The 22,874-nt window shown below is 70.3% G+C and carries 19 protein-coding genes; 13 read left to right on the top strand and 6 right to left on the bottom strand.

Annotation, left to right across the window (positions count from 1 at the left end):
- Nucleotides 1–112 precede the first annotated feature (112 nt).
- Entirely contained in the window at nucleotides 113–967 is an 855-nt protein-coding gene (locus ACFU7D_RS17335) for an LLM class flavin-dependent oxidoreductase (protein ID WP_378869228.1), read from the bottom strand.
- A gap of 77 nt (nucleotides 968–1,044) precedes the next feature.
- On the opposite strand from ACFU7D_RS17335, the gene obgE reads away from it, so the two are divergent.
- The 3 genes from obgE to ACFU7D_RS17320 all read left to right on the top strand — a co-directional run bounded on the left by obgE (nucleotide 1,045) and on the right by ACFU7D_RS17320 (nucleotide 4,787).
- Entirely contained in the window at nucleotides 1,045–2,607 is a 1,563-nt protein-coding gene (gene obgE / locus ACFU7D_RS17330; RefSeq protein ID WP_378869225.1) for a GTPase ObgE, read from the top strand.
- Between the two features lie 96 nt (nucleotides 2,608–2,703).
- Nucleotides 2,704–3,816, top strand: coding sequence for a glutamate 5-kinase (gene proB, locus ACFU7D_RS17325; RefSeq protein WP_378869222.1), 1,113 nt, complete (start codon nucleotides 2,704–2,706; stop codon nucleotides 3,814–3,816).
- Nucleotides 3,813–4,787 carry an endonuclease/exonuclease/phosphatase family protein gene (locus ACFU7D_RS17320; protein WP_378869219.1) on the top strand — a complete coding sequence of 325 codons (975 nt, stop codon included), beginning with the start codon at nucleotides 3,813–3,815 and terminating at the stop codon, nucleotides 4,785–4,787. The genes proB and ACFU7D_RS17320 overlap by 4 nt, the downstream gene beginning before the upstream one ends.
- A gap of 12 nt (nucleotides 4,788–4,799) precedes the next feature.
- Here ACFU7D_RS17320 and ACFU7D_RS17315 read toward each other — a convergent pair whose 3' ends face one another.
- Nucleotides 4,800–5,339, bottom strand: a complete 540-nt coding sequence (locus tag ACFU7D_RS17315; protein WP_378869217.1) for a GNAT family N-acetyltransferase — start codon at nucleotides 5,337–5,339, stop codon at nucleotides 4,800–4,802.
- A 434-nt stretch (nucleotides 5,340–5,773) separates the two neighbouring features.
- Between ACFU7D_RS17315 and ACFU7D_RS17310 the strand changes: the two genes are divergently transcribed.
- Together ACFU7D_RS17310 and ACFU7D_RS17305 are read left to right on the top strand one after the other, a co-directional pair.
- The gene (locus ACFU7D_RS17310) at nucleotides 5,774–7,045 is read left to right on the top strand and encodes a DUF222 domain-containing protein (protein WP_378869214.1); all 1,272 of its coding nucleotides are present in this window, start codon (nucleotides 5,774–5,776) and stop codon (nucleotides 7,043–7,045) included.
- Nucleotides 7,046–7,733: 688 nt separating this feature from the next.
- Complete coding sequence (locus tag ACFU7D_RS17305; RefSeq protein ID WP_378869211.1) at nucleotides 7,734–8,522, top strand: phosphotransferase; 789 nt, start codon at nucleotides 7,734–7,736, stop codon at nucleotides 8,520–8,522.
- Here ACFU7D_RS17305 and ppk2 read toward each other — a convergent pair.
- Nucleotides 8,519–9,409 carry a polyphosphate kinase 2 gene (gene ppk2 / locus ACFU7D_RS17300; RefSeq protein WP_378869208.1) on the bottom strand — a complete coding sequence of 297 codons (891 nt, stop codon included), beginning with the start codon at nucleotides 9,407–9,409 and terminating at the stop codon, nucleotides 8,519–8,521. The two genes, ACFU7D_RS17305 and ppk2, sit on opposite strands and share 4 nt — an antisense overlap.
- Before the next feature lie 81 nt (nucleotides 9,410–9,490).
- Here ppk2 and ACFU7D_RS17295 point away from each other — a divergent pair, with 81 nt between their 5' ends.
- The 4 genes from ACFU7D_RS17295 to ACFU7D_RS17280 are packed head-to-tail and all read left to right on the top strand — an operon-like array spanning nucleotide 9,491 to nucleotide 13,892.
- Entirely contained in the window at nucleotides 9,491–10,684 is a 1,194-nt protein-coding gene (locus ACFU7D_RS17295) for a cysteine desulfurase family protein (protein WP_378869205.1), read from the top strand.
- Nucleotides 10,681–11,781, top strand: a complete 1,101-nt coding sequence (gene mnmA, locus ACFU7D_RS17290; RefSeq protein WP_378869202.1) for a tRNA 2-thiouridine(34) synthase MnmA — start codon at nucleotides 10,681–10,683, stop codon at nucleotides 11,779–11,781. Before ACFU7D_RS17295 ends, mnmA begins: the two co-directional genes overlap by 4 nt.
- Nucleotides 11,778–12,776 (top strand): methionine synthase, encoded by a 999-nt coding sequence (locus ACFU7D_RS17285; RefSeq protein WP_378869199.1) that lies wholly within the window; start codon nucleotides 11,778–11,780, stop codon nucleotides 12,774–12,776. The genes mnmA and ACFU7D_RS17285 overlap by 4 nt, the downstream gene beginning before the upstream one ends.
- Before the next feature lie 9 nt (nucleotides 12,777–12,785).
- Nucleotides 12,786–13,892, top strand: a complete 1,107-nt coding sequence (locus tag ACFU7D_RS17280) for a hypothetical protein (protein ID WP_378869198.1) — start codon at nucleotides 12,786–12,788, stop codon at nucleotides 13,890–13,892.
- A 6-nt stretch (nucleotides 13,893–13,898) separates the two neighbouring features.
- Here ACFU7D_RS17280 and ACFU7D_RS17275 read toward each other — a convergent pair whose 3' ends face one another.
- Nucleotides 13,899–15,443, bottom strand: a complete 1,545-nt coding sequence (locus tag ACFU7D_RS17275) for a hypothetical protein (RefSeq protein ID WP_378869195.1) — start codon at nucleotides 15,441–15,443, stop codon at nucleotides 13,899–13,901.
- A gap of 218 nt (nucleotides 15,444–15,661) precedes the next feature.
- Here ACFU7D_RS17275 and ligA point away from each other — a divergent pair, with 218 nt between their 5' ends.
- Nucleotides 15,662–17,773 carry an NAD-dependent DNA ligase LigA gene (gene ligA, locus ACFU7D_RS17270; RefSeq protein ID WP_378869193.1) on the top strand — a complete coding sequence of 704 codons (2,112 nt, stop codon included), beginning with the start codon at nucleotides 15,662–15,664 and terminating at the stop codon, nucleotides 17,771–17,773.
- 9 nt (nucleotides 17,774–17,782) lie between these two features.
- Here ligA and ACFU7D_RS17265 read toward each other — a convergent pair whose 3' ends face one another.
- Both ACFU7D_RS17265 and ACFU7D_RS17260 read right to left on the bottom strand, forming a co-directional pair.
- Entirely contained in the window at nucleotides 17,783–18,901 is a 1,119-nt protein-coding gene (locus ACFU7D_RS17265; protein WP_378869191.1) for a hypothetical protein, read from the bottom strand.
- A complete protein-coding gene (locus ACFU7D_RS17260; RefSeq protein WP_378869188.1) occupies nucleotides 18,898–19,407 on the bottom strand; it encodes a SigE family RNA polymerase sigma factor in 510 nt (169 codons plus the stop codon). The genes ACFU7D_RS17265 and ACFU7D_RS17260 overlap by 4 nt, the downstream gene beginning before the upstream one ends.
- 142 nt (nucleotides 19,408–19,549) lie before the next feature.
- Between ACFU7D_RS17260 and gatC the strand changes: the two genes are divergently transcribed.
- Genes gatC through gatB form a run of 3 tightly spaced genes read left to right on the top strand, consistent with a single transcriptional unit; the run spans nucleotide 19,550 to nucleotide 22,829 of the window.
- Nucleotides 19,550–19,849, top strand: a complete 300-nt coding sequence (gatC, locus tag ACFU7D_RS17255; protein ID WP_091049380.1) for an Asp-tRNA(Asn)/Glu-tRNA(Gln) amidotransferase subunit GatC — start codon at nucleotides 19,550–19,552, stop codon at nucleotides 19,847–19,849.
- Nucleotides 19,846–21,339: an Asp-tRNA(Asn)/Glu-tRNA(Gln) amidotransferase subunit GatA gene (gene gatA, locus ACFU7D_RS17250; RefSeq protein ID WP_378869186.1), complete on the top strand. Its 1,494-nt coding sequence runs from the start codon at nucleotides 19,846–19,848 to the stop codon at nucleotides 21,337–21,339. The genes gatC and gatA overlap by 4 nt, the downstream gene beginning before the upstream one ends.
- Nucleotides 21,336–22,829, top strand: coding sequence for an Asp-tRNA(Asn)/Glu-tRNA(Gln) amidotransferase subunit GatB (gene gatB, locus ACFU7D_RS17245; RefSeq protein ID WP_378869183.1), 1,494 nt, complete (start codon nucleotides 21,336–21,338; stop codon nucleotides 22,827–22,829). Before gatA ends, gatB begins: the two co-directional genes overlap by 4 nt.
- Nucleotides 22,830–22,874 lie beyond the last annotated feature (45 nt).

Here is a 22,874-nt window from a genome sequence, read left to right as displayed (position 1 = left end):
CTCCGGGAGAGGGCCCGTCGCCGTCTTGCCGAGTCGGCTCGTCCTGACCGAATTCTTCGGCGAGTCGGCTCGTTAGAACGAGCCGACTCGGCGCGGATCTTGTCGAGGGCCGTCAGAGGCGCGTCGCCCGGTCGGCTATGGACTCGAAGGTGTCCCACGGGACCTCCCAGCGGGTGCCGGTGCGCGGCCAGTGGATCGCGATGTCGGTGATCCCGATCTCGGCGTAGGAGCCGGCGAGATCCTCGAACGCGTCGGCCGACTCGGTCCAGGGCTCCTCGGTGAAGCCGGACATGAACAGCTTCGGCATCGCGTCGTAGTCGCGCCCGCGCTTCTCGCACGCCTCCCGCAGCATCTCGAGCCGCTCGGCGACGTATGCCTTCGGGTTCTCGGCCTTCGGGTTGGCGATCCACCCGTCGCCGACCTCGGCGGCGAGCCGGATCCCGCGCGGGCCGTTGCCGGCCAGCCACAGCGGGGTGCGCGGTTGCTGCACCTGGCCGGGGGAGACGGTGACCTCGTGGGTCTGCCAGTGCTCGCCGTCGATCGTCACCGGTGAGTCGCGCAGCAGCAGGTCGACGGTGCGGGTCCACTCCGCGAACCGGTCCGCGCGCTCGCGAGGTGTGAACTCCCGCCCGAGCACGTCGCCGTCGGAGGTGTGGTCGTCGCCGCCCGCTCCGATGCCGATCGTGATCCGCCCGCCGGAGATCCGGTCGAGGCTGCGGATCGCGGCAGCGGTCGGGATCGGCGTACGGAAGTTGGGGGTGGTCACCAGCGTTCCGAGCCGGATCGTGGAGGTCAGGGCGGCCGCGGCCGCCATCGAGGTGAACGCCTCCTCCCACGGGCTGTGCCCGCGCCAGGCCAGGTGGTCGTATACCCACGCCGTCTCGAACCCGAGCTGCTCGGCCTGCACCCAACGCTCGCCCATCGCCGGCCAGTCCTCGATCGGCCACATCACAGTTCCCACACGCATGCGCACAGTCTGCACCCGGCACCCCGACGAGTCGCGCGGATAACAGGTGTGGGGCGTGCCGTCGGTAGGCTGGAGCCATGGCTGTACCCACTTTCGTCGACCGCGTCACCCTCCACGTCGAGGCCGGTCGCGGCGGACACGGGGTGGCGTCGGTGCACCGCGAGAAGTTCAAGCCGCTCGGCGGCCCCGACGGCGGCAACGGCGGTCCGGGCGGATCGATCATCCTGCGCGTCGACCCCGACGTGACCACGCTGATCGACTACCACCACAGCCCCAAGCGCAAGGCCCCCAACGGCGGCCAGGGCGCCGGTGACCACAAGAACGGCGCCCACGGCGAGGACATGGTGCTCTCGGTCCCCGACGGCACCGTGGTGACCGACATGAACGGCAACGTGCTGGCCGATCTGGTCGGCCCGGGCTCCGAGCTGGTGATCGCCGAGGGCGGCCGTGGCGGGCTCGGCAACGCGGCGCTGGCCTCCTCCAAGCGCAAGGCCCCCGGCTTCGCGCTCCTCGGTGAGCCGGGCGAGGCGCGAGAGATCGGGCTCGAGCTCAAGGTCGTGGCCGACATCGGGCTGGTCGGGTTCCCGAGCGCCGGCAAGTCGTCCCTGATCGCGGCCATCTCGCGAGCCAGGCCGAAGATCGCCGACTACCCGTTCACGACCCTGGTGCCCAACCTCGGCGTCGTGAAGGGCGGCGAGATCACCTTCACCGTCGCCGACGTACCGGGCCTGATCGAGGGTGCGGCCGACGGCCGCGGGCTCGGCCACGAGTTCCTGCGCCACATCGAGCGCTGTGCCGCGCTCGTCCACGTCATCGACACCGCGAGCATCGAGCCTGGCCGCAACCCGATCGACGACCTCGACGTCATCGAGAACGAGCTCTCCCGCCACGGCGGTCTCGAGGACCGGCCGCGGCTGGTCGCGCTCAACAAGGTCGACGTCCCGGACGGGCGGGACATCGCAGAGATGACCGTCGGCGAGTTCGAGAAGCGCGGGATGAAGGTCTTCGAGATCTCCGCGGCCTCCGGCGAGGGCACCCAGCAGCTGATCTATGCGATGGCCGAGCTGGTCGCCGCCTCGCGCAAGGACGTTCCGGTGGCGCCGCCGACCCGGATCGTGCTGCGCCCCGAGGGCGCCGAGGGCAAGGGCGGCTTCACGGTCAAGGTCTCGAAGAACGGCGAATACCTCGTCCGCGGCCCGCAGCCCGAGCGTTGGGTGCGCCAGACCGACTTCGAGAACGAGGAGGCCGTCGGCTACCTCGCCGATCGTCTCAACCGGCTCGGCGTCGAGCTGCGCCTGGTCGAGCTCGGGGCCCAGGAGGGCGACACCGTCATCATCGGCGACCCGGCCAACGCCGTCGTCTTCGACTTCCGTCCCTCGATCGAGACCGGTGCCGAGATGCTCGGTCGCCGTGGCGAGGACCAGCGCTTCTACGAGGAGCGCCCCGCTGCCTCCCGCCGGCGGGAGATCGACGCCGGGATGGAGACCAAGGAAGAGTACGAAGCCCGCGCCGATGTCGCCCGACGGCTGCGTGACGGGGCCGGCCCGGTGGCGTACGAGATCGGCGGGGACGACGACCCGGACGCCGACTGGGCCGAGAGCGACCCGTCGGCGGACTCGGCACAGCGCTCGGCGGAGTAGCGCCGCTCGACCAGCGGAAACGTGCGGTTCGACCGGCATCGGCGCCGGTAGGATCCGGCGAAGCGGAGAGCACAGGCTGACGTACGAGGGGGATCGGTGCAGCGCGAGGTCGTGACCGGGGCACGCCGGGTGGTGGTCAAGGTCGGGTCGTCGTCGCTGACGACGGCCGCGGGAGGCATCGACCCCGACCGGGTCAGTGCACTGGTCGACGTACTCGCCAAGACCCGGGCCGCCGGGGCCGAGGTCGTACTGGTCTCCTCGGGGGCGATCGCGGCCGGGCTGTCTCCGTTGGGGCTGGCCAAGCGTCCGCGGGCGCTGGCCAAGCAGCAGGCGGCGGCGAGCGTGGGTCAGGGTCTGCTGGTCCACCGCTACACCGACGAGCTCGCCAGGCACGGCATCATCGCAGGTCAGGTGCTGCTCACGGTCGACGATCTGAACCGGCGGGCGCACTACCGCAACGCCGACGCGACGCTGTCGAAGCTGCTCGACCTGGGTGTGCTCCCGATCGTCAACGAGAACGACACGGTGGCCACCTCCGAGATCCGGTTCGGCGACAACGACCGGCTCGCGGCGCTGGTGGCCCATCTGGTCAAGGCCGACCTGCTGGTGCTGCTCAGCGACGTCGACGCGCTCTATGACGCGCCGCCCTCCCACCCTGGTTCGCAGCGGATCGGCGAGGTCGCCTCGCTCGACGACCTCGCCGGGGTGACCATCGGCAAGGCAGGTGCCGCGGGCGTCGGCACCGGGGGCATGGTGACGAAGCTGGAGGCCGCCCGGATCGCGGTCGAGGACGGCGTACCGGTCGTGCTCACCTCGGCCGCTCAGGCCGGAGCGGCTCTCGCGGGCGAGGCGGTCGGCACCCTGTTCCATGCCGTCGGCAAGCGGCGCCCTGCGCGCCTGCTGTGGCTCCAGCACGCCACAGAGCCGGTCGGGTCGATCACCGTCGACGCCGGCGCGGTCGCCGCGATCAGCAAGCGGGGTGCCTCGCTGCTGGCGGCCGGCGTCACCGGCTCCTCCGGGGCGTTCCATGCAGGTGACCCGGTCGACGTCGTCGACCCGTCGGGTGTGGCCGTCGCACGGGGCCTGGTGAACTACGACGCCGACGAGATCCCGCGGCTGGCCGGCCGTTCCTCCGGCTATCTCGAGGCCAACCTGGGCGCTGCGTACGCTCGGGAGGTCATCCACCGCGACGACCTGGTAGTGCTGTGAGTCGTGCTCGGTGGGTGCCGCTGGCGCTGGCGTGGGGAGTGCTGGTCGTCTGTGGCCTGCCCGCGCTGGCGATCACGTTCTCCCGGGCACTGGCGAGCACGGACCTGCGGGCGGTGCGCCTGGCCGCGTTCGCGCCCTTCGGCGTCGGGTTGTACGCCCTGTGCCTGGTCGCGGTCCTGGTGCTGGTCTGGCTGGCCACCGGTCCCGGGCGGATCCGGTTCGGGGTCCTCGCCGGTGTCGTCGCGCTGCTGCTGGCGGTGCACGTGGCGTGGCAGGCGCCGCTCTACGCGGGATCTCGCGCTACCAGCGCCGGTGAGCCGTTGACGGTGATGACCACCAATCTGTTCGAGGGCAAGGGCGAGACCGACGCGGTGGTCGAGGCGGTGCGCGCGCACAAGGTCAACGTGCTCGCCGTCCAGGAGATCACCCCGGAGGCGTTCGCGGAGCTGTCGAGGACGCTGCGCGACCAGCTGCCCTACCGGATCGGCGAGGCCGCCCCCGGCACCACCGGCACGATGATCTTCGCCGACCAGCCGATCACCAAGTCGCGCCGTCTCGACACGTCCATGGGCTCGTGGGTCGCCGATGTCGGCGAGCGGCGGGTCATCGTCGCCCACCCGGCCCCGCCCACGCTCGCGTCGTGGCCAGCCGAGCAGGAGCTGATGATCGAGGAGGCGGCCGCCGAGAAGCCCGACCTCGTCCTGGGCGACCTGAACGCCTCGCTCGACCACCACACGATCAGGCGGCTGCTCGACGACGCCGACGTGCAGGACGCGGCCCGGGCCAGCAACGCCGGATGGCAGCCCACCTGGCCGACCGAGGGGTTCGCCGGCGTACCTCTCCCGCCGTCGACCGCGATCGACCATGTGCTGATCGGGGACGCGCTGGTCGCGCTCGCGACCGAGACGGTCGAGGTGCCGGGGTCCGACCACCTGGCTCTGGTTGCCTACCTCGGCACTCCCGAGGACTGAGGCTCCGCCCGGCTAGCCGGTCTTGAGCACCCCGAACCACTGCTCCGCGCCGTAGGCTTCGAACCGTTCGACCTCGACGAACCCGAGCTTCTGGGCCAGGCGCAGGGAGCGTTCGTTGGCCACCTGGGTGGTGAGGACGACCGGCTCGCCAGGGAGGGTCCTCTCGATCCAGCCGAGCGCGCCCCGGGTGGCTTCGGTCGCGATGCCTTTGCCCCAGGTGGTCGGGAGAAGCTCGTAGCCGAGCTCGACCTCGTCCCCCTCCTCGCGTACGTGGTGGGCCCAGGCTCTGTCGCGACGTTGGATCGTGATCCTGCCGATGAACTCGCCGGCGTGCTCGACGGCGAAGATTCCGGGTCTGGTGTTCGGGTCCTCGGGGATCAGCTGTTCCAGCTCCTCTCGGGTGTGCTGCGGGCCGCCGAGGTAGGCCTGCACTTGCTCGTCCGAGAGGAGCTTGGCCAGCCCTGGTCTGTCCTTCGTCCTGGTCTCTCGGAGGATCAGGCGGTCGGTGACGATCGGGTTTGGGGGCCAGGGTACGTCGCCGAGGGGCTTCATGGCCTTGGACCGTAGCTGAGGTTGCGGGGGTGGGCAGTTGCTTTTGGGTGTACGCGGATTCGGCTGTTGCTTCTTGGGGGTGTGGGCCGCCGACCCGTTCTGGAGGGTCTTCTCGATCTGGACCGGCGTCAAGGACGCCCTGCGGGCGCCGGCTTCGCCGGCCGCTTCGCGGTCCTGGACTCCGGACCAGATCGAGAAAAGATTGGCTGGCTATCGGGGCGGCGGCCCGGGTGTGGCGCAGCGCATTCATTGCTGGGAAGGGTGGTGTTGATGGGGGTCGAGTGGTGGCCCTTCGGGCCACTTACCATCCACAGCAGCGATGTCGTTCGCTCACCGCGAAAACAGCGTTTGACCTGCACCTATGGGTGGTTAGGTGTCCGTTCGAGGCGTAGAATCAGATCCATCACAACACACCTCTGAAGGGAGGGAACACGATGAGTCTCGAGCCTGGGATCGACCAGTGGGGCACCAACCCTAATGATGCGATCGACGCCGAACTGGCCGCCATCGAGTCCTCCCTCGACAAGCTGCTGGCCGGGGACCCGGCCTATTGGCGCACCGGCCAGAAGAAGGACCGCCTGGCCCAGCTGGAGAAGATCCACGCCAAACAAGCCGCCTTGAAACTGCGGGTCCTCGCGTCTGCTGGTGATATCGCCGAGGAGACCGGCGCGAAGGACGCGTCGGGATGGCTGCGGACCGAGCTGTTGGTCGACAAGGGGGTGGCCCGTTCCCAGATCAAACTCGCCGCCAGCGTGTCCAAGTACGACCTCGTGGCTGCTGGTCTGGCTGAGGGGGTGGTGTCTCAGGACAAGGCGAGGGTGATCACGAAGGCGCTCGACGCCATCGAGACCGACCCCGCCACCAGCAGCGAAGACCTGGTCCTCGCCGAGAAGATGCTGGTCGACTATGCCGCCTGGATGACCGCGAACGAGCTCAAGATCGCCGGACGCCGGATCCTCGCCGAGATCGACCCTGCCCGGTTCGAGGAAGCCGAGGCCAAGGCGCTGCAGCGGGAAGAGGAGCACGCCCAACGGCGCACGTTCTTCTCCTCGCGCGCCAACGGTGACGGCACCATCGACATCCACGCCCGGGTCTCCCAGGCGGTCGGGATGCGGCTGCGCACTCTGTTGGACTCGCTGGCCCAGCCCCGGAAGTGGTCCGCGGAGAACAAGGGCCGCAAAGCCCCCTACGACCGGCTGCTGGGGCAGGCGTTCGCCCGGGTGATCGAGACCTACGACGTCGACCTGCTCCCCAGGCACGGCGGTCACGCCACCACGATGTTCATCACCATGAGCGTCGAGGACCTCCGCAAGGACCTCGGCACCGCAGCGTTGGGGTTCGACGGCGAGAAGATCACCGCCGCCGAAGCCCGCCGGATGGCCTGCAACGCCGACCTCGTCCCCGCCGTCCTCGGCACCAACTCCGAAGTGCTGGACCTAGGTCGAACCGCCCGCCTGGCGCACCCGATCCAACACCGAGCCCTCCGGCTACGCGATCAGGGCTGCCAAGCCGAAGACTGCGACGCCCCCGCCGCCTGGACCGAAGCGCATCATCTGAAACCGTGGTCCGAAGGCGGCAAGACAGACATGGCCAACATGGTCTTGTTGTGTGCGAGTGATCATCGTCGGATCCACGATGCCAACTGCATCTATGAGCGGCTACCGGACGGGCAGATCCGGTTCGCCCGACGTACTCGAACCGGCTGACCCGGGACGATCGATCCCGTCGCCGCAGCCGTGCGCGACCGAGCCCGCGACCGAGCCCGAGGCCGAGCCCGAGCCCGAGCCCGCTGGTTGTGTCCTGGCACAGCGTCGTGTCGCCGCTGCGGTTGCCGGCCGCCGCCAGGCTCGTCGCGTCGATTGGACCGGAATCGGACTGATCTGGACGGGCCCATCCGATCCGTCGGCGCTGTCGCCCCTGCGCCGCGTCATGCCTGTCCGCAACACTCGTCGATGCGGCCAGCCTGATCCTGTCCTCGCTGTTGCTGCTCAGCTTCGAGGACGTCGCGGCCAGGCGGATGAGTGCCGGGGGCGCTGGCGCAGGCGCGCTCGACTCTGTCTGCCCGTCCACGGGATCTCGCCTGGGACGGGAGATGGTGAGCATCCAGGGAGGAAGCACCACCAGCCACGATGGCTTCCCGTCGAATATCGACGGCGTGCTTGTGAAACTTTCACAAGGTGTCGTCGACTTGTGTAGGCACCGAGGAGACCCCGCCTGACCAGGCTCCCCGACCCCAGATCCCAAGCCCGCACACAACCGAAGGACTCCGCGCCAAACCCCGCCGCCGACGCGAGAACACCCTCCCCGAAAGGGTCGGCGGCCATCAGCCTCAAGAGGCAACGACCAGCACGCGACGCCCACGACAGCCCCCACCCACCTGCTTGACTGCGACCCATGAATACGCCGATCAGCATGCTCTGGGAGTCGGCCGATCCAGACGCGGCTCTGACTGAACGGTTCGGCTTCGAGAGCGCAGCCGACGCGATCGACTGGCTGAAGGGCGTACTCGCCGAAGACTGGGGGCTGGGGGTGGAGGGGTGCGAACGGCTGGTGATCAGCGACGCCAACTGTCTGGCGTGGATCGTCGTCGGCGGCTGCCGGATGGTCGCCAAGTGGTCGATGCGGCCGCGCGTGTTCGCGCGCTTGGCGGAGATCGCTCGGCTCACGGTGTGGCTGGGGGAGCGGGGGATACCTGTCTCGGTGCCGCTTGCGGCTAGGGACGGCAGGGTCCAGGTGGAGGTCGACGGGTTCTCGCTGGGGCTCCAGCGAGTGATCGAGGGCGAGCTGCTGGACATCACCGACCCGGTGCAGGTCCGGGCCGCGGGCGAGATGCTCGCGCGGATGCATGTCGTGATGTCCGACTACCCGGGCACCATCCCCACCGAGGAGCCGCCGGGGCCGGGTGCTCAGCTGGTCGGCAACGACTTCAGGTCGGCCAACATCCTCTGGGCGGACGGGAGGATCGTGGCGGTCCTGGATCTGGAGGAGAGCGCGTACCGGCGCCGGGTGGACGACCTCGCCCAAGCATCCGTCCTCCTCGGGACGCGCTATCACGACTGGGCGCCGACGCCGGCCGAGGTGCGTGGGGCGTTCGTCGCGGCGTACGTCTCGGTTCTTCCGTTGGGGTTGGGCGACGCCGGTGCGCTCGAGGAACGCATCGAGGCGCACCTGGCGCACATCTAGTCGCCGACGGCGTCGATGCCGCGCTGGACGATGAGGGGGTCGGGGGTGCCGACTACGTCGGTGTCCTTCTCGTCGTAGTCGTGGTGGGCGAGGAAGTAGCGCATCGCGTTGAGGCGGGCGCGCTTCTTGTCGTTGGAGCGGATCGTGGTCCACGGCGCCCAGTCGGTGTCGGTGCGGCGGAACATCTCCTCCTTCGCGGCGGTGTACGAGTCCCACTTGTCCAGCGACTGGACGTCGATCGGGGAGAGCTTCCACTGCCGAACCGGGTCGATCTGGCGGATGATGAAGCGGGTCCGCTGCTCCGAGCGGCCCACCGAGAACCAGAACTTCGTGAGGGTGATGCCGGAGTCGACGAGCATCTGCTCGAAGAGCGGCACCTGGTGCATGAACTGCTCGTACTGGTCGTCGGAGGCGAAGCCCATGACCCGCTCGACGCCGGCGCGGTTGTACCAGGACCGGTCGAAGAGGACCATCTCACCTGCCGTGGGCAGGTGCTGGACGTACCGCTGGAAGAACCACTGCCGCGACTCCCGGTCCGACGGCTTGGACAGCGCGACCGTGCGGGCGTAGCGGGGGTTGAGGTGCTCCATGAACCGCTTGATCGTGCCGCCCTTCCCGGCTGCGTCCCGGCCTTCGAAGAGCAGCACGTGCTTGCCGCCGACGCGGTCGTTCCAGCGCTGGAACTTCAGCAGCTCGACCTGGAGGAGGTACTTCTGCTCGTCGTAGGCCTCGCGCTCGATCCGCTCCGGGTAGGGGTAGTTCTCGCGCCAGGTGTCGACGGCCTTGCCGGCCGGGTCCAGGAGCACCGGATCGTCATCGTGATCCTCGCCGATGGTGTGACCCTCGGTGATCAGGTTGTCGATGTATTCGCGGAATCCCTGTGACATGCGCCTGACCCTAGGTAGGCGAGGTGAACGGGCGGCGACGTTTCAGCAAGCGCGGCCATCGGGCCGTAACCTTGGTAGACGATGAACCCCCGGACCGTCTACCTGGACCACGCCGCCACCACGCCCATGGCCTCGGCGGCGATCGAGGCGATGACCGCGGAGCTGGCGCTGGTCGGCAACGCGAGCTCGCTGCACGCATCGGGTCGCCGTGCCCGCCGGGTGCTGGAGGAGTCCCGAGAACGGATCGCGGCCGCGCTCGGGTCCCGCCCGGGTGAGGTCGTCTTCACCTCCGGTGGCACCGAGGCCGACAATCTCGCGCTCAAGGGCGCCTACTGGGCCCGCCGCGGCCAGGACCCGGGGCGCACCCGGATCCTGGCGTCCACCGTCGAGCACCACGCCGTGCTCGACCCGCTGCACTGGCTGGAGTCGACCGAGGGCGCCCACGTCGAGCTCGTCCCGTGCGACGAGACCGGCCGCATCGACCTCGCCGCGATGAAGGAAGCCATCGAGCGTGACCCCGCCTCGGTCGCGCTCATCTCGGTGATGTGGGCCAACAACGAGGTCGGCACGCTGCAGCCGGTCACCGACATCGCTGCGATCGCCGCCGAACACGGGATCCCGGTCCACACCGACGCCGTCCAGGCGGTCGGCGCGGTGCCGGTCGACTTCGCCACCAGCGGCGTCGACGCGCTCTCCCTGACCGGCCACAAGCTCGGCGGACCGGTGGGCGCCGGCGCGCTGGTCGTACGCCGCGAGCTCGAGCTGACCGCGCTCGTCCACGGCGGCGGCCAGGAGCGAGACGTACGCAGCGGCACCCACGCCACCGCGGCCATCGCCGGCTTCGCGGCCGCGGTCGAGCTCGCGGTCAAGGAGCAGGAGGCTTACGCGAGCAGGGTCGGGGCACTGCGTGACCAGCTGGTCGCGCAGGTGCTTTCGAAGGTGCCCGACACCCACCTCAACGGCCCGCCGCTGGAGCCGCTGGGCCGTTACCGGCTCCCCAACAACGCCCAGATCGCGTTCCCGGGGTGCGAGGGCGACTCGCTGCTGATGCTGCTCGACGCGGCCGGGGTCGAGTGCTCGACCGGTGCGGCCTGCTCCGCCGGCGTACCTCAGGCCTCTCATGTGCTCCTCGCCATGGGACAGTCCGACGAGCAGGCGCGCTCCTCGCTGCGCTTCTCGCTCGGTCACACCACCACGGCCGAGGACGTGGACCGGCTGGTGGCGGCGATCGGGCCCGCCGTCGAGCGCGGCCGCGCGGCAGGGCTGCAGCGATGAGGATCGTCGCTGCCATGTCCGGCGGGGTGGACTCCGCCGTCGCTGCCGCACGTGCGAAGGAAGCCGGCCACGACGTCACCGGCGTCCACCTGGCGCTCTCGCGCAACCCGGCGTCCTATCGTTCGGGCGCGCGCGGGTGCTGCACGATCGAGGACTCCAACGACGCCCGCCGTGCCGCCGACGTGATCGGGATCCCGTTCTACGTCTGGGATCTCTCCGACCGCTTCCACGAGGACGTGGTCGAGGACTTCATGTCGGAGTACGCCGAGGGGCGCACGCCCAACCCGTGCCTGCGCTGCAACGAGAAGATCAAGTTCGCCGCCGTGCTGGACCGGGCGCTCGCGCTCGGCTTCGACGCGGTCGCGACCGGCCACTACGCGACGCTTCGTGAGGATGCCGACGGGCTGGTCGAGCTGCACCGTGCCGTCGACGGCGGCAAGGACCAGTCCTACGTGCTCGGGGTGCTCGATCAGGCCCAGCTGCGCCACTCGCTGTTCCCGCTCGGCGACACCCCCAAGCCGCTGGTGCGCGAGGAGGCCGCTCGCCGTGGCCTGCTCGTCGCCGACAAGCCCGACTCCCATGACATCTGCTTCGTCGCCGACGGCGACAACGCCGGCTGGCTGCGCGAGAAGCTGGGTGAGCGGGCTCCCAACGAGTCCGGGCCCATCGTCGACGAGACGGGTGAGGTCCTGGGCGAGCACCAGGGGACGTACGCCTACACGATCGGGCAGCGCAAGGGCCTCCGCCTCGGCAAGCCGGCGCCCGACGGGAAGCCGCGGTTCGTGCTCGACATCGAGCCGGTCACCGCGACCGTCACGGTCGGGCCGCGCGAGCATCTCGCCGTCGACCACCTCTCCGGGATCCGTCCGCGCTGGGCCGGGCGTGCACCCGAGGGCGTCCTCGAGGGCACCGTCCAGCTGCGCGCACACGGTGACGAGCACCGGGCCCGGGTGACCGTGGGACCCGAAGGAGCCGAGATCGAGCTGCTCGACCCCGCCTACGGCATCGCGCCGGGCCAGGCGGCGGTCATCTACGACGGCACCCGCGTCGTCGGCTCGGTCACCATCTCCACGACCCGCCGGGTGGCGCTCGCGTGAGGGCCACTGGAGTCGGGTCGCTTCCGGGTGAGAACTACGCCGAGGTCTGCCGCATCGTCCTCGGCGAGCTCCAGGATCTGCCGCACCTGCCTGAGCTGCCCGCGCGTGGCGCGATCGCGAACATGACCGGCCGGACGCTGGCGGTGCTCGAGGGACTCGACGCCGACCTGCAGCCCGCGGGCTGGCGCCTGACCGGCACCTCAGGCTCCGCCGGAGTCGACCACCGGCGCGCCCGCAGCCTGCTCGCCCAGGACCTCGACACCGTCGAGGAGCTGGCCCAGGACTCTCCGCTCGTCACCGGCGGTGGTGCGTTCAAGATCCAGGTAGCCGGACCGTGGACCCTGGCCGCCACCGTCGAGCGGCCGCGCGGCGACAAGCTGCTCGCCGACCACGGTGCCCGGCGTGACCTGGCGCAGGCGCTGGCCGACGGCGTACGCACCCACATCCGTGACGTACGCCGCCGCCTCCCGGGCGCTGACACCCTGGTCGTCCAGGTCGACGAGCCGGCGCTGAGTGCCGTGCTCAACGCCCAGGTTCCGACCGCCTCGGGGTTCGGCAAGCATCGCAGCATCGACCTGCCCGAGGCCTCCGAGGCGCTGGAGTGGGTGCTCGGCGCGATCGCCGATGAGGGCGCGACCCCGTGGGTGCACTCGTGCGCTCCCGGCACCCCGCTGGGCCTGCTCCGCAAGGCCGGCGCGAAGGGGATCAGCGTCGATCTGACCCAGCTCACAGCCGCCGACCACGACGAGCTGGCCACGGCTCTGGAGGCCGGCGACACGGTCGCGCTCGGCGTGGTCCCGGCGGTCGCGCCGGCAGGCGCCGCGCCCACCGACAAGTCGGTCACCGAGACCGTGGAGCGCTGGCTCGACATGCTCGGGCTGGATGCTGCCCACGACATCGTGCTGACGCCCGCGTGCGGCCTCGCCGGTGCCGATGGGCGGTGGGCCCGCACGGCTCTGCGCATCCTCACCGAAAGCGCGCGCCACCTGGCGTAGATTCCCCTCATGCAAAGACGGGGGATGGCACTGCTGGCCGCGGCTCTTCTGCTCGCCGGCTGTGGCAGCGAGGCGCGCCAGGCGGACGAGGCGCAGGAGGCGGACGAGAAGCCCAGGCCGACGCAAGCAGCGAGCATCGACCCGGCCGACCTGCGGCCCGGAAACCAGCCCGCGACGCCCGAGGCGATCGCGGCGATCACGCTCCAGCGCGTACCCGTCGAGCCGGAGGCGTTCGAGGGCGGCGACCTCTACTTCGAGCGGGACGAGGTCGGCACCGTGCTCCTGTGGGGAGCCGACCACTCGCTGGAGGTGAAGGCCGGTCCGGTCGACGACGACCTCCTCTCGACCTGGTGCCGCGACGGGATGTCGGGCTGTGTCGAGGTGAAGGGCGAGACCGGCACGGCCACCGTCGCCTGGGACCTCGCCACCGACGACGGCACCCCCGGCCAACTGATGGTCTCCCACGCCGCCGGCGGGGAGGAGCGCCGGGCCGCCTACGTCGGCGAGAAGATCACCGGCGACCCCCGCAAGCTGGATCTCGAGGTGAGCGTCGACGATCTGGTCGCTCTGGTCACCGACCCGCGTCTCGGCACGAAGACGACCATGAAGATGACGAAGGCGCAGGTCAGCGGCTTTCCCTCGGCCGGCGCCAACGGCACCGACGAGGTCGCGCTGACCGCCGGGGCGATCGCGGCGGGACTGCTCGATACCAAGGCGTACGCCGACGTCGACTCCTTCGAGAAGGCCGACGTCTCGGCCTACGGCAAGGGTGCCTTCGGCGTCGTCGGCACCACCCCCGGCGGCGGCACCGTCACCGCGGTCCACGCCCCGAACCTGCCCACCGGGAAGCGGAAGTGCCCCACGACGCTCACCTGCTCCAAGGGCGACACCGACGGCTACGACGGCTGGACCGACGGATTGGCCGAGACCGTCCGCTGCCATCCGGCTGAGGGGGACGCCCGCGCCTTCTGTGCGGTCGTACGCCAGGAGGCACCCGCCCCGTTCCCCGGGGACGACCTCGACCCGGTCCTCGCCGGGCTCGAGACGGCCTTGGAGACGCTGTGGCCGACCGTTGCGGCCGAGACCGCCGCTCGGGGTGAGTCGCTGGTCGGCTGAGCCCGCTCAGCGTCCGGCGACCCGCTGACCCTCGTAGGCCTGGGTTCGCTGGCTCGGCGGGGCGAACGACTCCGGCGGGCGCGGCTGACGATGGGTCGGCTGGGGGACCGGCTGCTGGGGGACCGGCTGCTGAGGCGGCTGCTGCTGACGAGCCGCGTGCTGAGGTGCTGCGTGCTGAGGGGCCGCGTGCTGAGGAGCCGGCTGGCGGCGGTTCGGCTGACGCTGGATCGACGGCTGCGCGTCCGGCAGGCGGCGCGGAAGCTCGGTCTCGTGACGAGGCGGCTGCGGCTGATACTGCGCGGGATGCTGTGCGGAATGCTGGGGCTGACGCTGCGGCTGGCGCGGATGGGCCGGGTAGGGCCCCGAGGCCTGCCGGGGGTCGGACGGATAGCGCGGCGGCGCCTGCGCGTAGTTCGGCTCGTCCCACTCCCGGTCGCGCCTGCGGCGCCCGGAGAGCATCGCGACGGCAGCGCCCACGAGAGCGAGGACGATCATCGAGGCGACGATGATCCAGGTCAGTGCGCCGACGCCGCCCTCTTCGGCAGAGGCCGCCTTCTTGACGGCTCCCGCCGCCGGGGCACAACCGCTCTGGACGCACTCGCCGTCGCTCGGGGTGCCGGTCACGACGAACGAGATCCCGCGGTTCACCGAGCCCTGGAAGGTGATGGTGTGCTTGCCGAGGCCGATGTCCTTGGGCAGCCGGCCGGACCACTTCGCGACGCCGTGGCCGTTGGCCTTGACGCTGGTCGAGAGGACCAGCGGGGTCGAGTAGACGACGACCCTGATGCCGGTCTCGTTGGGCTTGAACCCGGAGGCCTCGGCGTGGATGACGTCCTCGGCGTCCACAGAACCGTCGTCGACCCCGGTGAGGGTCACGCCCTTGGCGGTCGGCGGCTCCTCGGGCGCGGTCCACGGCTTCTTGGGCGCCTTGTCCTTCGGCTTGTCGCCGGAGCCGGCACCGGCACCATCGCCGGACTCGCCACCGGCGGGGCGGCCCGAGGACGTACCGCCGCCGGCGCCCGAACCGGAGCCCGAACCCGAGCCGGTTCCGTCGGAGGATCCGGTGTCGTCGGCCGGCTCGTCCGGGGTCGGCGAACTGCTGGGCTGGGCGAGCGCGTCGAAGTCGAAGGGGATCTTCGCCTGCCTCGACTCGGAGGAGTCGTAGATGTCGCGGCCGCCACCACGCATGGTCATGATCTGGTAGGTGGTGTCCGGGTCGAGCTCGGCGACCTGGGCGGCGTCGAGGGTGAACCGGTAGGTCCAGTCCTCGGGGTCGTCCGGGTTGATGACGACCGACTTGATGAACGTGTTCCTGGTGCCCGAGCCGAGGTAGCCGGAGGGGTTGAGCGCGATCTCGATGCCGGGCGTCTTGCCGTTGTAGTCGGTGCCGTGGACATCGATCACCACGCCGTCCTTCGACTGCGACACGAGCGAGATCTCGACGGCAGCGTTGGAGAAGACGCTCCCCAGCCCGAGCGCGTACGTAGCGCCGACCGGCGCCAGGACGATTGCGAGCGCTACCGACAGCGTCACCACGATCCGAGAGAACACGCAGACCTCACAAGGCGGTCACTGGGGGACTGGTGTCGGCCCGCCTTGCCCGACGCGGGAGGAAGGTAGCCCGATTTACCCTCTTCTGGTGACCCCCGTCACCCAGGTGTTGATCGGTTGCGTCGATATTGAGGGAGTCGAGTGTTGTTCAGGCCCAGGAAACGCCGAAATTGCCCCGGCGGGTATGCCGTCGGAAATTGTCGGCGGGACCAGGCAAGATGGTGCCCGTGAACGATGACGTGACCGACGCAGGCCCGGAGCAGAAGAACGAGCACCAGGAGCTCGCCGAGCAGATCGAGGACGCGCGCTACCGCTACTTCGTGCTCGACGAGCCGACGCTCTCCGACGCCGACTACGACCAGAAGTGGCGGCGGATCAACGAGCTCGAGGAGCAGTTCCCCGAGCTGCGCACCCCCGACTCGCCGACCCAGAAGGTCGGTGGCACGTTCTCGACGGAGTTCACCGCGGTCGACCACCTGCAGCGGATGGAGTCGCTCGACAACGTCTTCTCGTTCGACGAGCTCGCCGGCTGGCACGCCCGGGTCGCCAAGGACGGCGCCGGCCAGGCCGAGCTGCTGTGCGAGCTCAAGGTCGACGGGCTGGCCATCAACCTGCTCTACGAGAAGGGCCGACTGGTCCGGGCGCTGACCCGTGGCGACGGCCGCACGGGCGAGGACGTCACCCCGAACGTACGCACCATCAAGTCCATCCCGCACCGGCTCACCGGCACCGACGAGTTCCCGGTGCCCGACCTGGTCGAGGTGCGCGGCGAGGTCTTCTTGTCCATCGAGGCCTTCGACAAGCTCAACGCCTCCCTGGTCGACGCGGGCAAGCCGATGTTCGCCAACCCGCGCAACTCCGCCGCCGGCTCCCTGCGCCAGAAGGACCCGCGGGTGACCGCGACCCGCGCGCTCGGGATGGTCTGCCACGGCATCGGCGCCCGGCAGGGCTTCCAGCCGGTGGCCCAGTCGCATGCGTACGACGCGCTGAAGGCCTGGGGGCTGCCCACCTCCAAGCGGGTCAAGGTGCTCAAGAGCCTCGCCGAGGTCGAGGAGTTCATCAGCTACTTCGGCGAACACCGCCACGACGTCACCGAGCACGAGATCGACGGGGTCGTCATCAAGGTCGACGACATCTCGCTGCAGCGCCGCCTCGGCTCGACCAGCCGCGCGCCACGGTGGGCGATCGCCTACAAGTACCCGCCGGAGGAGGTCAACGCCAAGCTGCTCGCCATCGACGTCGGCGTGGGCCGCACCGGCCGGGTCACGCCGTTCGGTGTCATGGAGCCGACCAAGGTCGCCGGCTCGACCGTCGAGCGCGCGACGCTGCACAACGCCCACGAGGTCAAGCGGAAGGACGTACGCCCCGGCGACACGATCATCCTCCGCAAGGCCGGCGACGTCATCCCGGAGATCCTCGGCCCGGTGCTGCCGCTGCGGCCCGAGGGGCTGCCGGCGTGGGTGATGCCCACCGAGTGCCCCGCGTGCGGCACCACGCTCGCCGAGCAGAAGGAGGGCGACAAGGACCTGCGCTGCCCCAACCACCGCGGCTGTCCGGCGCAGGTGCGGGAGCGGGTCTTCTTCGCCTCCGGACGAGGTGCCTTCGACATCGAGGGGATGGGCTACGAGGCGGCGGACGCGCTGCTGGCCGCCGAGGTGATCACCAACGAGGGCGACATCTTCTCGCTCGACGAGGCCAAGCTCGCCACCACGGCCTTCTTCACCCGGGCCGCGAAGAAGGCCGAGAAGGAGGCCGGTGCCGGCGACCGGGTGCTCAATGCCAACGCCATCGGCCTGCTGCGCAACCTGGAGGAGCGCAAGCAGGTCCCGCTGTGGAGGGTGCTGGTCGCGCTCTCCATCCGCCATGTCGGCCCGTCCGCGGCCCGGGCTCTGGCCACCGAGTTCGGCTCGCTGGACGCCGTCTGGGCCGCCTCCCAGGAGGAGCTCGCCGACACCGAGGGCGTCGGCGGGATCATCGCCGAGGCCATCGTCGAGTGGCGCCAGGTCGACTGGCACCAGGAGATCGTGGAGAAGTGGCGTACGGCCGGGGTCTCCCTCGCCGACGAGCGCGACGAGTCGGTGGCGCGCACCCTCGAGGGCCTGACCATCGTCGTCACCGGGTCGCTGGAGGACTTCTCCCGCGACGGCGCCAAGGAGGCGATCATCAGCCGTGGCGGCAAGGCCGCGGGCTCGGTCTCGAAGAAGACCGACTACGTCGTGGTCGGCGAGAGCGCCGGCTCCAAGGCCGCCAAGGCCGAGGAGCTGGGCCTGCCGATCCTCGACGAGTCGGCCTTCAAGGTGCTGCTGGAGGACGGCCCGGACGGGCTCTGAGGCAGGCGGTCAGGACTGGTTCATCGTGCCGCTGATCGTGTCGGCGCGCTTCTTCAGGGTGACCGGCGTATCGGCGCACTCCTGGCCGACCTCGTCGCATATCTCCACCTTCGTCCCGGACGCCCGGATCAGCTGCCCCTCGGGGGTCCAGCCGATGTGGTCGCCGAGCTCGATGGCGGTCTCGGTGCCCTGGCCGAGGACGTGGATCGGCGCGGTGGCGGTGTCATAGCGGCAGTTGTCGTTCTCGTCGCACATCGCGTAGGGAGCCGCCAAGGCGTGGTTGCCGTCGGGCGAGAGCTCGAGCCTGATCAGGTCGTCGGGGTAGTCGGAGGAGCGAGTGGTCAGGAGCACCTGGCCCGTGGCCACCTCGACCACTCTCTGGGTCTCGCCGGTCGCATCCTGCGTCACCGCGCGGCCGTTGATCACCTCGGTGGTGTAGCCGCCCGGGAGCCCCTTCGAGGTCGACACCTCTCCAGCGCGCCAGGCGACGTCGAGGGTGCGGTCGTCGAGGGCGACGTAGACGTGCTCCCCGTCGACGGCGACCGGCGGGGTCTTCCAGCCGGCCCAGGTGTACTTCCCGGAGACCGGGACGTCGGCGACCTTCTCGCCGGTGTCGAGATCGACGACGCGGACCAGCCAGCCCTCGCCGTCCTCGACGGTCCAGGAGACGTAGGGCGAGTCTGGGTCGGTGCCGATCAGCCGGTCGCTCACGTCGCCGAGGTCGAGCGGCTGCACGCCGGCCGTCGTGATCAGCGAGAGGCGGGCGTTGTCCTCGGTGCTCCGGGCGAGCAGCCCGACCGAGGTGTAGCGCAGGTCGTTCACCGTGCCGCCGTACGTCACCACGCTCCCGTCACCGAAGTGGACGGTGCCGCCCTCGGCGACCGCCCAGCCCCGGGGGTCGCCCTCGGCCGCGGCGATGTGGGGCTCGTCGCCACCGAGCGTCCCGCTCAGGGCGTACGTCCCGACCGCGCCGGCCATCACCAGTGCTGCCGTGCCGGCGACCCAGCGGGCCCGCCGGCGCCGGCGGATGGTGCGGGTGCGGTGGCGGAGCTCGTCGGTGGCCAGACGAGGGACGGACACCTCGTCGGCGGCGTCGCGGAGCAGCGTACGCAGGTCGTTGTCGGTCATGGGGTCACCTCCAGGGTGAGAGTCGGGTCGCCGAGCATGGTGCGGAGCTTGTCGAGGGCGAAGGAGGTCTGGCTCTTCACGGTGCCCTCCGAGCAGCCGAGGACGGCCGCGGTGCGGCGTACGTCGAGGTCCTCGTAGAAACGGAGGACCACGACGGCGCGCTGGCGCGGAGGCAGCGCGGCGACCGCGTCGAGCAGCACCGAGCGGGTGGTCGGGTCGTTCTCGTGGCCGAGGTCGGGGAGGACCTCGGTGGGCTTCTCGCGGTTCCACGAAGCCTTCCGGAACCAGCTCATCGCGGTGTTGAACAGCACCTGCCTGGCGTAGGCGGGGGCGGCTTCGAGCGTGCGCACCCGGCCCCAGTTGCCGAAGGTCTTCGCCAGCGCCGTCTGGACCAGGTCCTCCGCGCTGGCGTGGTCCCCGACGAGCAGGTAGGCAGAGCGATAGAGCCGCGGCCAGGCAGCCTGGGCGAACTCGTCGAACTGCTCCTCGGTGGGGGGTCTCGCCATCGATCCATCCGATCTCTCGAGCCGATTGTCAGGGTTGAGGACGCGGTGGGGCCACTGATCGGTTGTATGTGCGCGGAACTCCCGTCGGGCACGGGCACGGCCGAGGTGAGAGATGGGCGTTCGGCCGCCTAGGATGTGCGGCATGCCAGAAATCACCCGCGACGAGGTCGCGCACCTGGCCGACCTCGCCCGCATCGACCTCAGCGACGCCGAGCTCGATCACCTTGCCCCGCAGCTGCAGGTGATCCTCGAGTCCGTCGCCTCGATCCAGGGGCTTGCCGGCGACGACGTGCCTGCCACCTCCCACCCGCTTCCGATGACCAACGTCTTCCGTGAGGACGTCGTCGTGCCCGGCCTGACGCCGGAGCAGGCGCTCTCCGGTGCGCCTGCCGTCGAGGAGCAGCGATTCTCGGTGCCGCGGATCCTGGGGGACGAGCAGTGACTCTCATCGAGAAGACCGCCGCGGAGCTGATCGACGCTCTGGCCGCGGGCGAGACCACTTCGGTCGAGCTGACCCAGGCCCACCTCGACCGGATCGCCGCGGTCGACGGTGACGTCCACGCCTTCCTGCACATCGACGCCGAGGGCGCGCTGTCCCAGGCCGCCGCCTCCGACGCGCGCCGGGCCAGCGGCGACGCGCTGCATGCCCTCGACGGCGTACCGATCGCGGTCAAGGACGTGCTGACCACCACCGGTCTGCCGACGACCTGCGGCTCCAAGATCCTCGAGGGCTGGGTCCCGCCCTACGACGCGACCGTGGTCAAGAAGATCAAGGCGGCCGGTCTGCCGATCCTGGGCAAGACCAACATGGACGAGTTCGCGATGGGCTCCTCCACCGAGCACTCCGCCTACGGACCGACGCGGAACCCGTGGAAGCTCGACCGGATCCCGGGCGGCTCCGGTGGTGGTTCGGCCGCTGCCGTCGCCGCCTTCGAGGCGCCGCTGGCTCTCGGCACCGACACCGGTGGCTCGATCCGCCAGCCGGGTGCGGTCACGGGCACCGTCGGCGTGAAGCCGACCTACGGGTCCGTCTCCCGCTACGGGTTGGTTGCCCTGGCCAACTCGCTGGACCAGGTCGGTCCGGTGACCCGCACCGTCCTCGACTCGGCGCTCCTGCACGAGCTGATCGGCGGTCACGACCCGCTCGACTCGACCTCCACCACGACCCCGGTGACCGGGCTCGTCGACGCGGCCCGCGCGGGCGCGACCGGCGACCTGAAGGGCGTCAAGGTCGGCGTCATCAAGGAGCTCGCGGGCGAGGGCTGGGCCCCGGACGTGATGAGCAAGTTCAACGAGTCGGTCGACCTGCTCACCAAGCTGGGTGCCGATGTCGTGGAGGTCTCCACGCCGAGCTTCGAGCACGCGATGGCTGCCTACTACCTGATCCTGCCGGCGGAATGCTCCTCCAACCTGGCCAAGTTCGACGCGATGCGCTACGGCCTGCGGGTCACCCCTTCCGGCGACCCGTCCGCCGAGGACGTGATGAAGGCGAGCCGCGACGCGGGCTTCGGCGACGAGGTCAAGCGCCGCATCATCCTCGGCACCTACGCGCTGAGCAGCGGCTACTACGACGCCTACTACGGTCAGGCGCAGAAGATCCGCACCCTGATCATCGAGGACTTCAAGAAGGCCTTCGAGCAGGTCGACGTGCTGGTCTCGCCGACGTCCCCGTCGACCGCGTTCCCGCTGGGGGCGAAGCTCGACGACCCGCTGGCCATGTACATGCAGGACCTGGCCACCATCCCGGCCAACCTGGCCGGCACGCCCGGCATCTCCATCCCGGCCGGGGTCTCCGACGTGGACGGGCTGCCCGTCGGCGTACAGCTCCTGGCTCCGGTCCTGGAGGACGCCCGTCTCTACCGCGTCGGTGCCGCGCTCGAGGGCGCCATCGGTCCGGTGCTCTCGATCGACAAGCTGGAGGTGGCCCGATGACTGACACTCTCGTCGAGTTCGACGAGGTGCTGGAGCGCTACGACCCGGCCTTCGGGCTCGAGGTGCACGTCGAGCTCAACACCAACACCAAGATGTTCTGCGGCTGCCCGGCGACGTTCGGCGGCGAGCCCAACTCCCAGGTCTGCCCGACCTGTCTTGGCCTGCCCGGCTCGATGCCGGTCGTGAACGCCAAGGCCGTGGAGAGCGCCATCCGGATCGGCCTCGCGCTCAACGGCTCGATCGCGGAGTGGTGCCGGTTCGCCCGGAAGAACTACTTCTACCCGGACATGCCGAAGAACTTCCAGACCTCGCAGTACGACGAGCCGATCGTCTATGACGGCTACCTCGACGTCGAGGTCGAGGGGGAGACCTACCGGGTCGACATCGAGCGCGCCCACATGGAGGAGGACACCGGCAAGACCACCCACATCGGTGGCGCGACCGGCCGCATCCACGGCGCCGACTACTCGCTGGTCGACTACAACCGTGCGGGCATCCCCCTGATCGAGATCGTCACCCGTCCGATCATCGGTACCGGCGCCAAAGCGCCGCTGGTAGCGAAGGCCTACGTCGCCGCGCTGCGCGAGATCCTGCTGGGTCTGGGCGTCTCCGACGTACGCATGGACCAGGGCTCGATGCGCTGCGACGTCAACCTCTCGCTGTCCCCGAAGGGCTCCGGGACGCTCGGGACGCGCACCGAGACCAAGAACGTCAACTCGCTGCGCTCGGTCGAGCGGGCCGTACGTTTCGAGATGTCGCGCCACGCCGGGATTCTCGACGCGGGGGAGGCGATCTTCCAGGAGACCCGCCACTTCCACGAGGACACCGGCACCACCTCGGCCGGCCGGCCGAAGTCGGACGCCGACGACTACCGCTACTTCCCCGAGCCCGACCTGGTGCCCGTGGCACCGGCCCGGGAGTGGGTCGAGGAGCTGCGGGCGAGCCTGCCGGAGCGTACCGCCGACAAGCGGGCCCGTCTGCAGGTCGAGTGGGGCTATTCCGACCTGGAGATGCGCGACGTCTGGGCCGCCGGCGCTCTGTCGCTGATCGAGGCGACGGTCGCCGAGGGAGCCTCCGCCCAGGCCGCCCGCAAGTGGTGGATGGCCGAGCTCTCCCGCAGCGCCAACGACCGGGGCGTCGAGCTGGCCGAGCTCGGTGTCACCCCGGTGCAGGTCGCCGAGGTGCAGAAGCTGGTCGACGACGGTTCGCTGACCGACAAGCTTGCCCGCCAGGTCTTCGAGGGGCTCCTCGCCGGTGAGGGCACGGTCGCCGAGATCATCGACGCCCGCGGCCTCGCGGTCGTCTCCGACGACGGCGCCCTGGGTTCGGCTGTCGACGACGCCATCGCCGCGCAGCCCGCGGTCGCGGACAAGATCCGCGGCGGCAACCAGGCCGCTGCCGGTGCGCTCATCGGTGCGGTCATGAAGGCGACCGGCGGCAAGGCCGACGCCAAGCGCGTCCGCGAGCTGATCCTCGAGAAGCTCGCCTAGCTCCAGGTTGTGAAGCTGAGAGTGACCTATAGGTCACTCTCAGCT

It is taken from the genome of Nocardioides sp. NPDC057577 (assembly GCF_042801335.1).
Lineage (GTDB): Bacteria > Actinomycetota > Actinomycetes > Propionibacteriales > Nocardioidaceae > Nocardioides.
The sequence above is the reverse complement of the archived record's forward strand: the minus strand, read 5'-3'. Positions and strand labels throughout refer to the sequence as shown.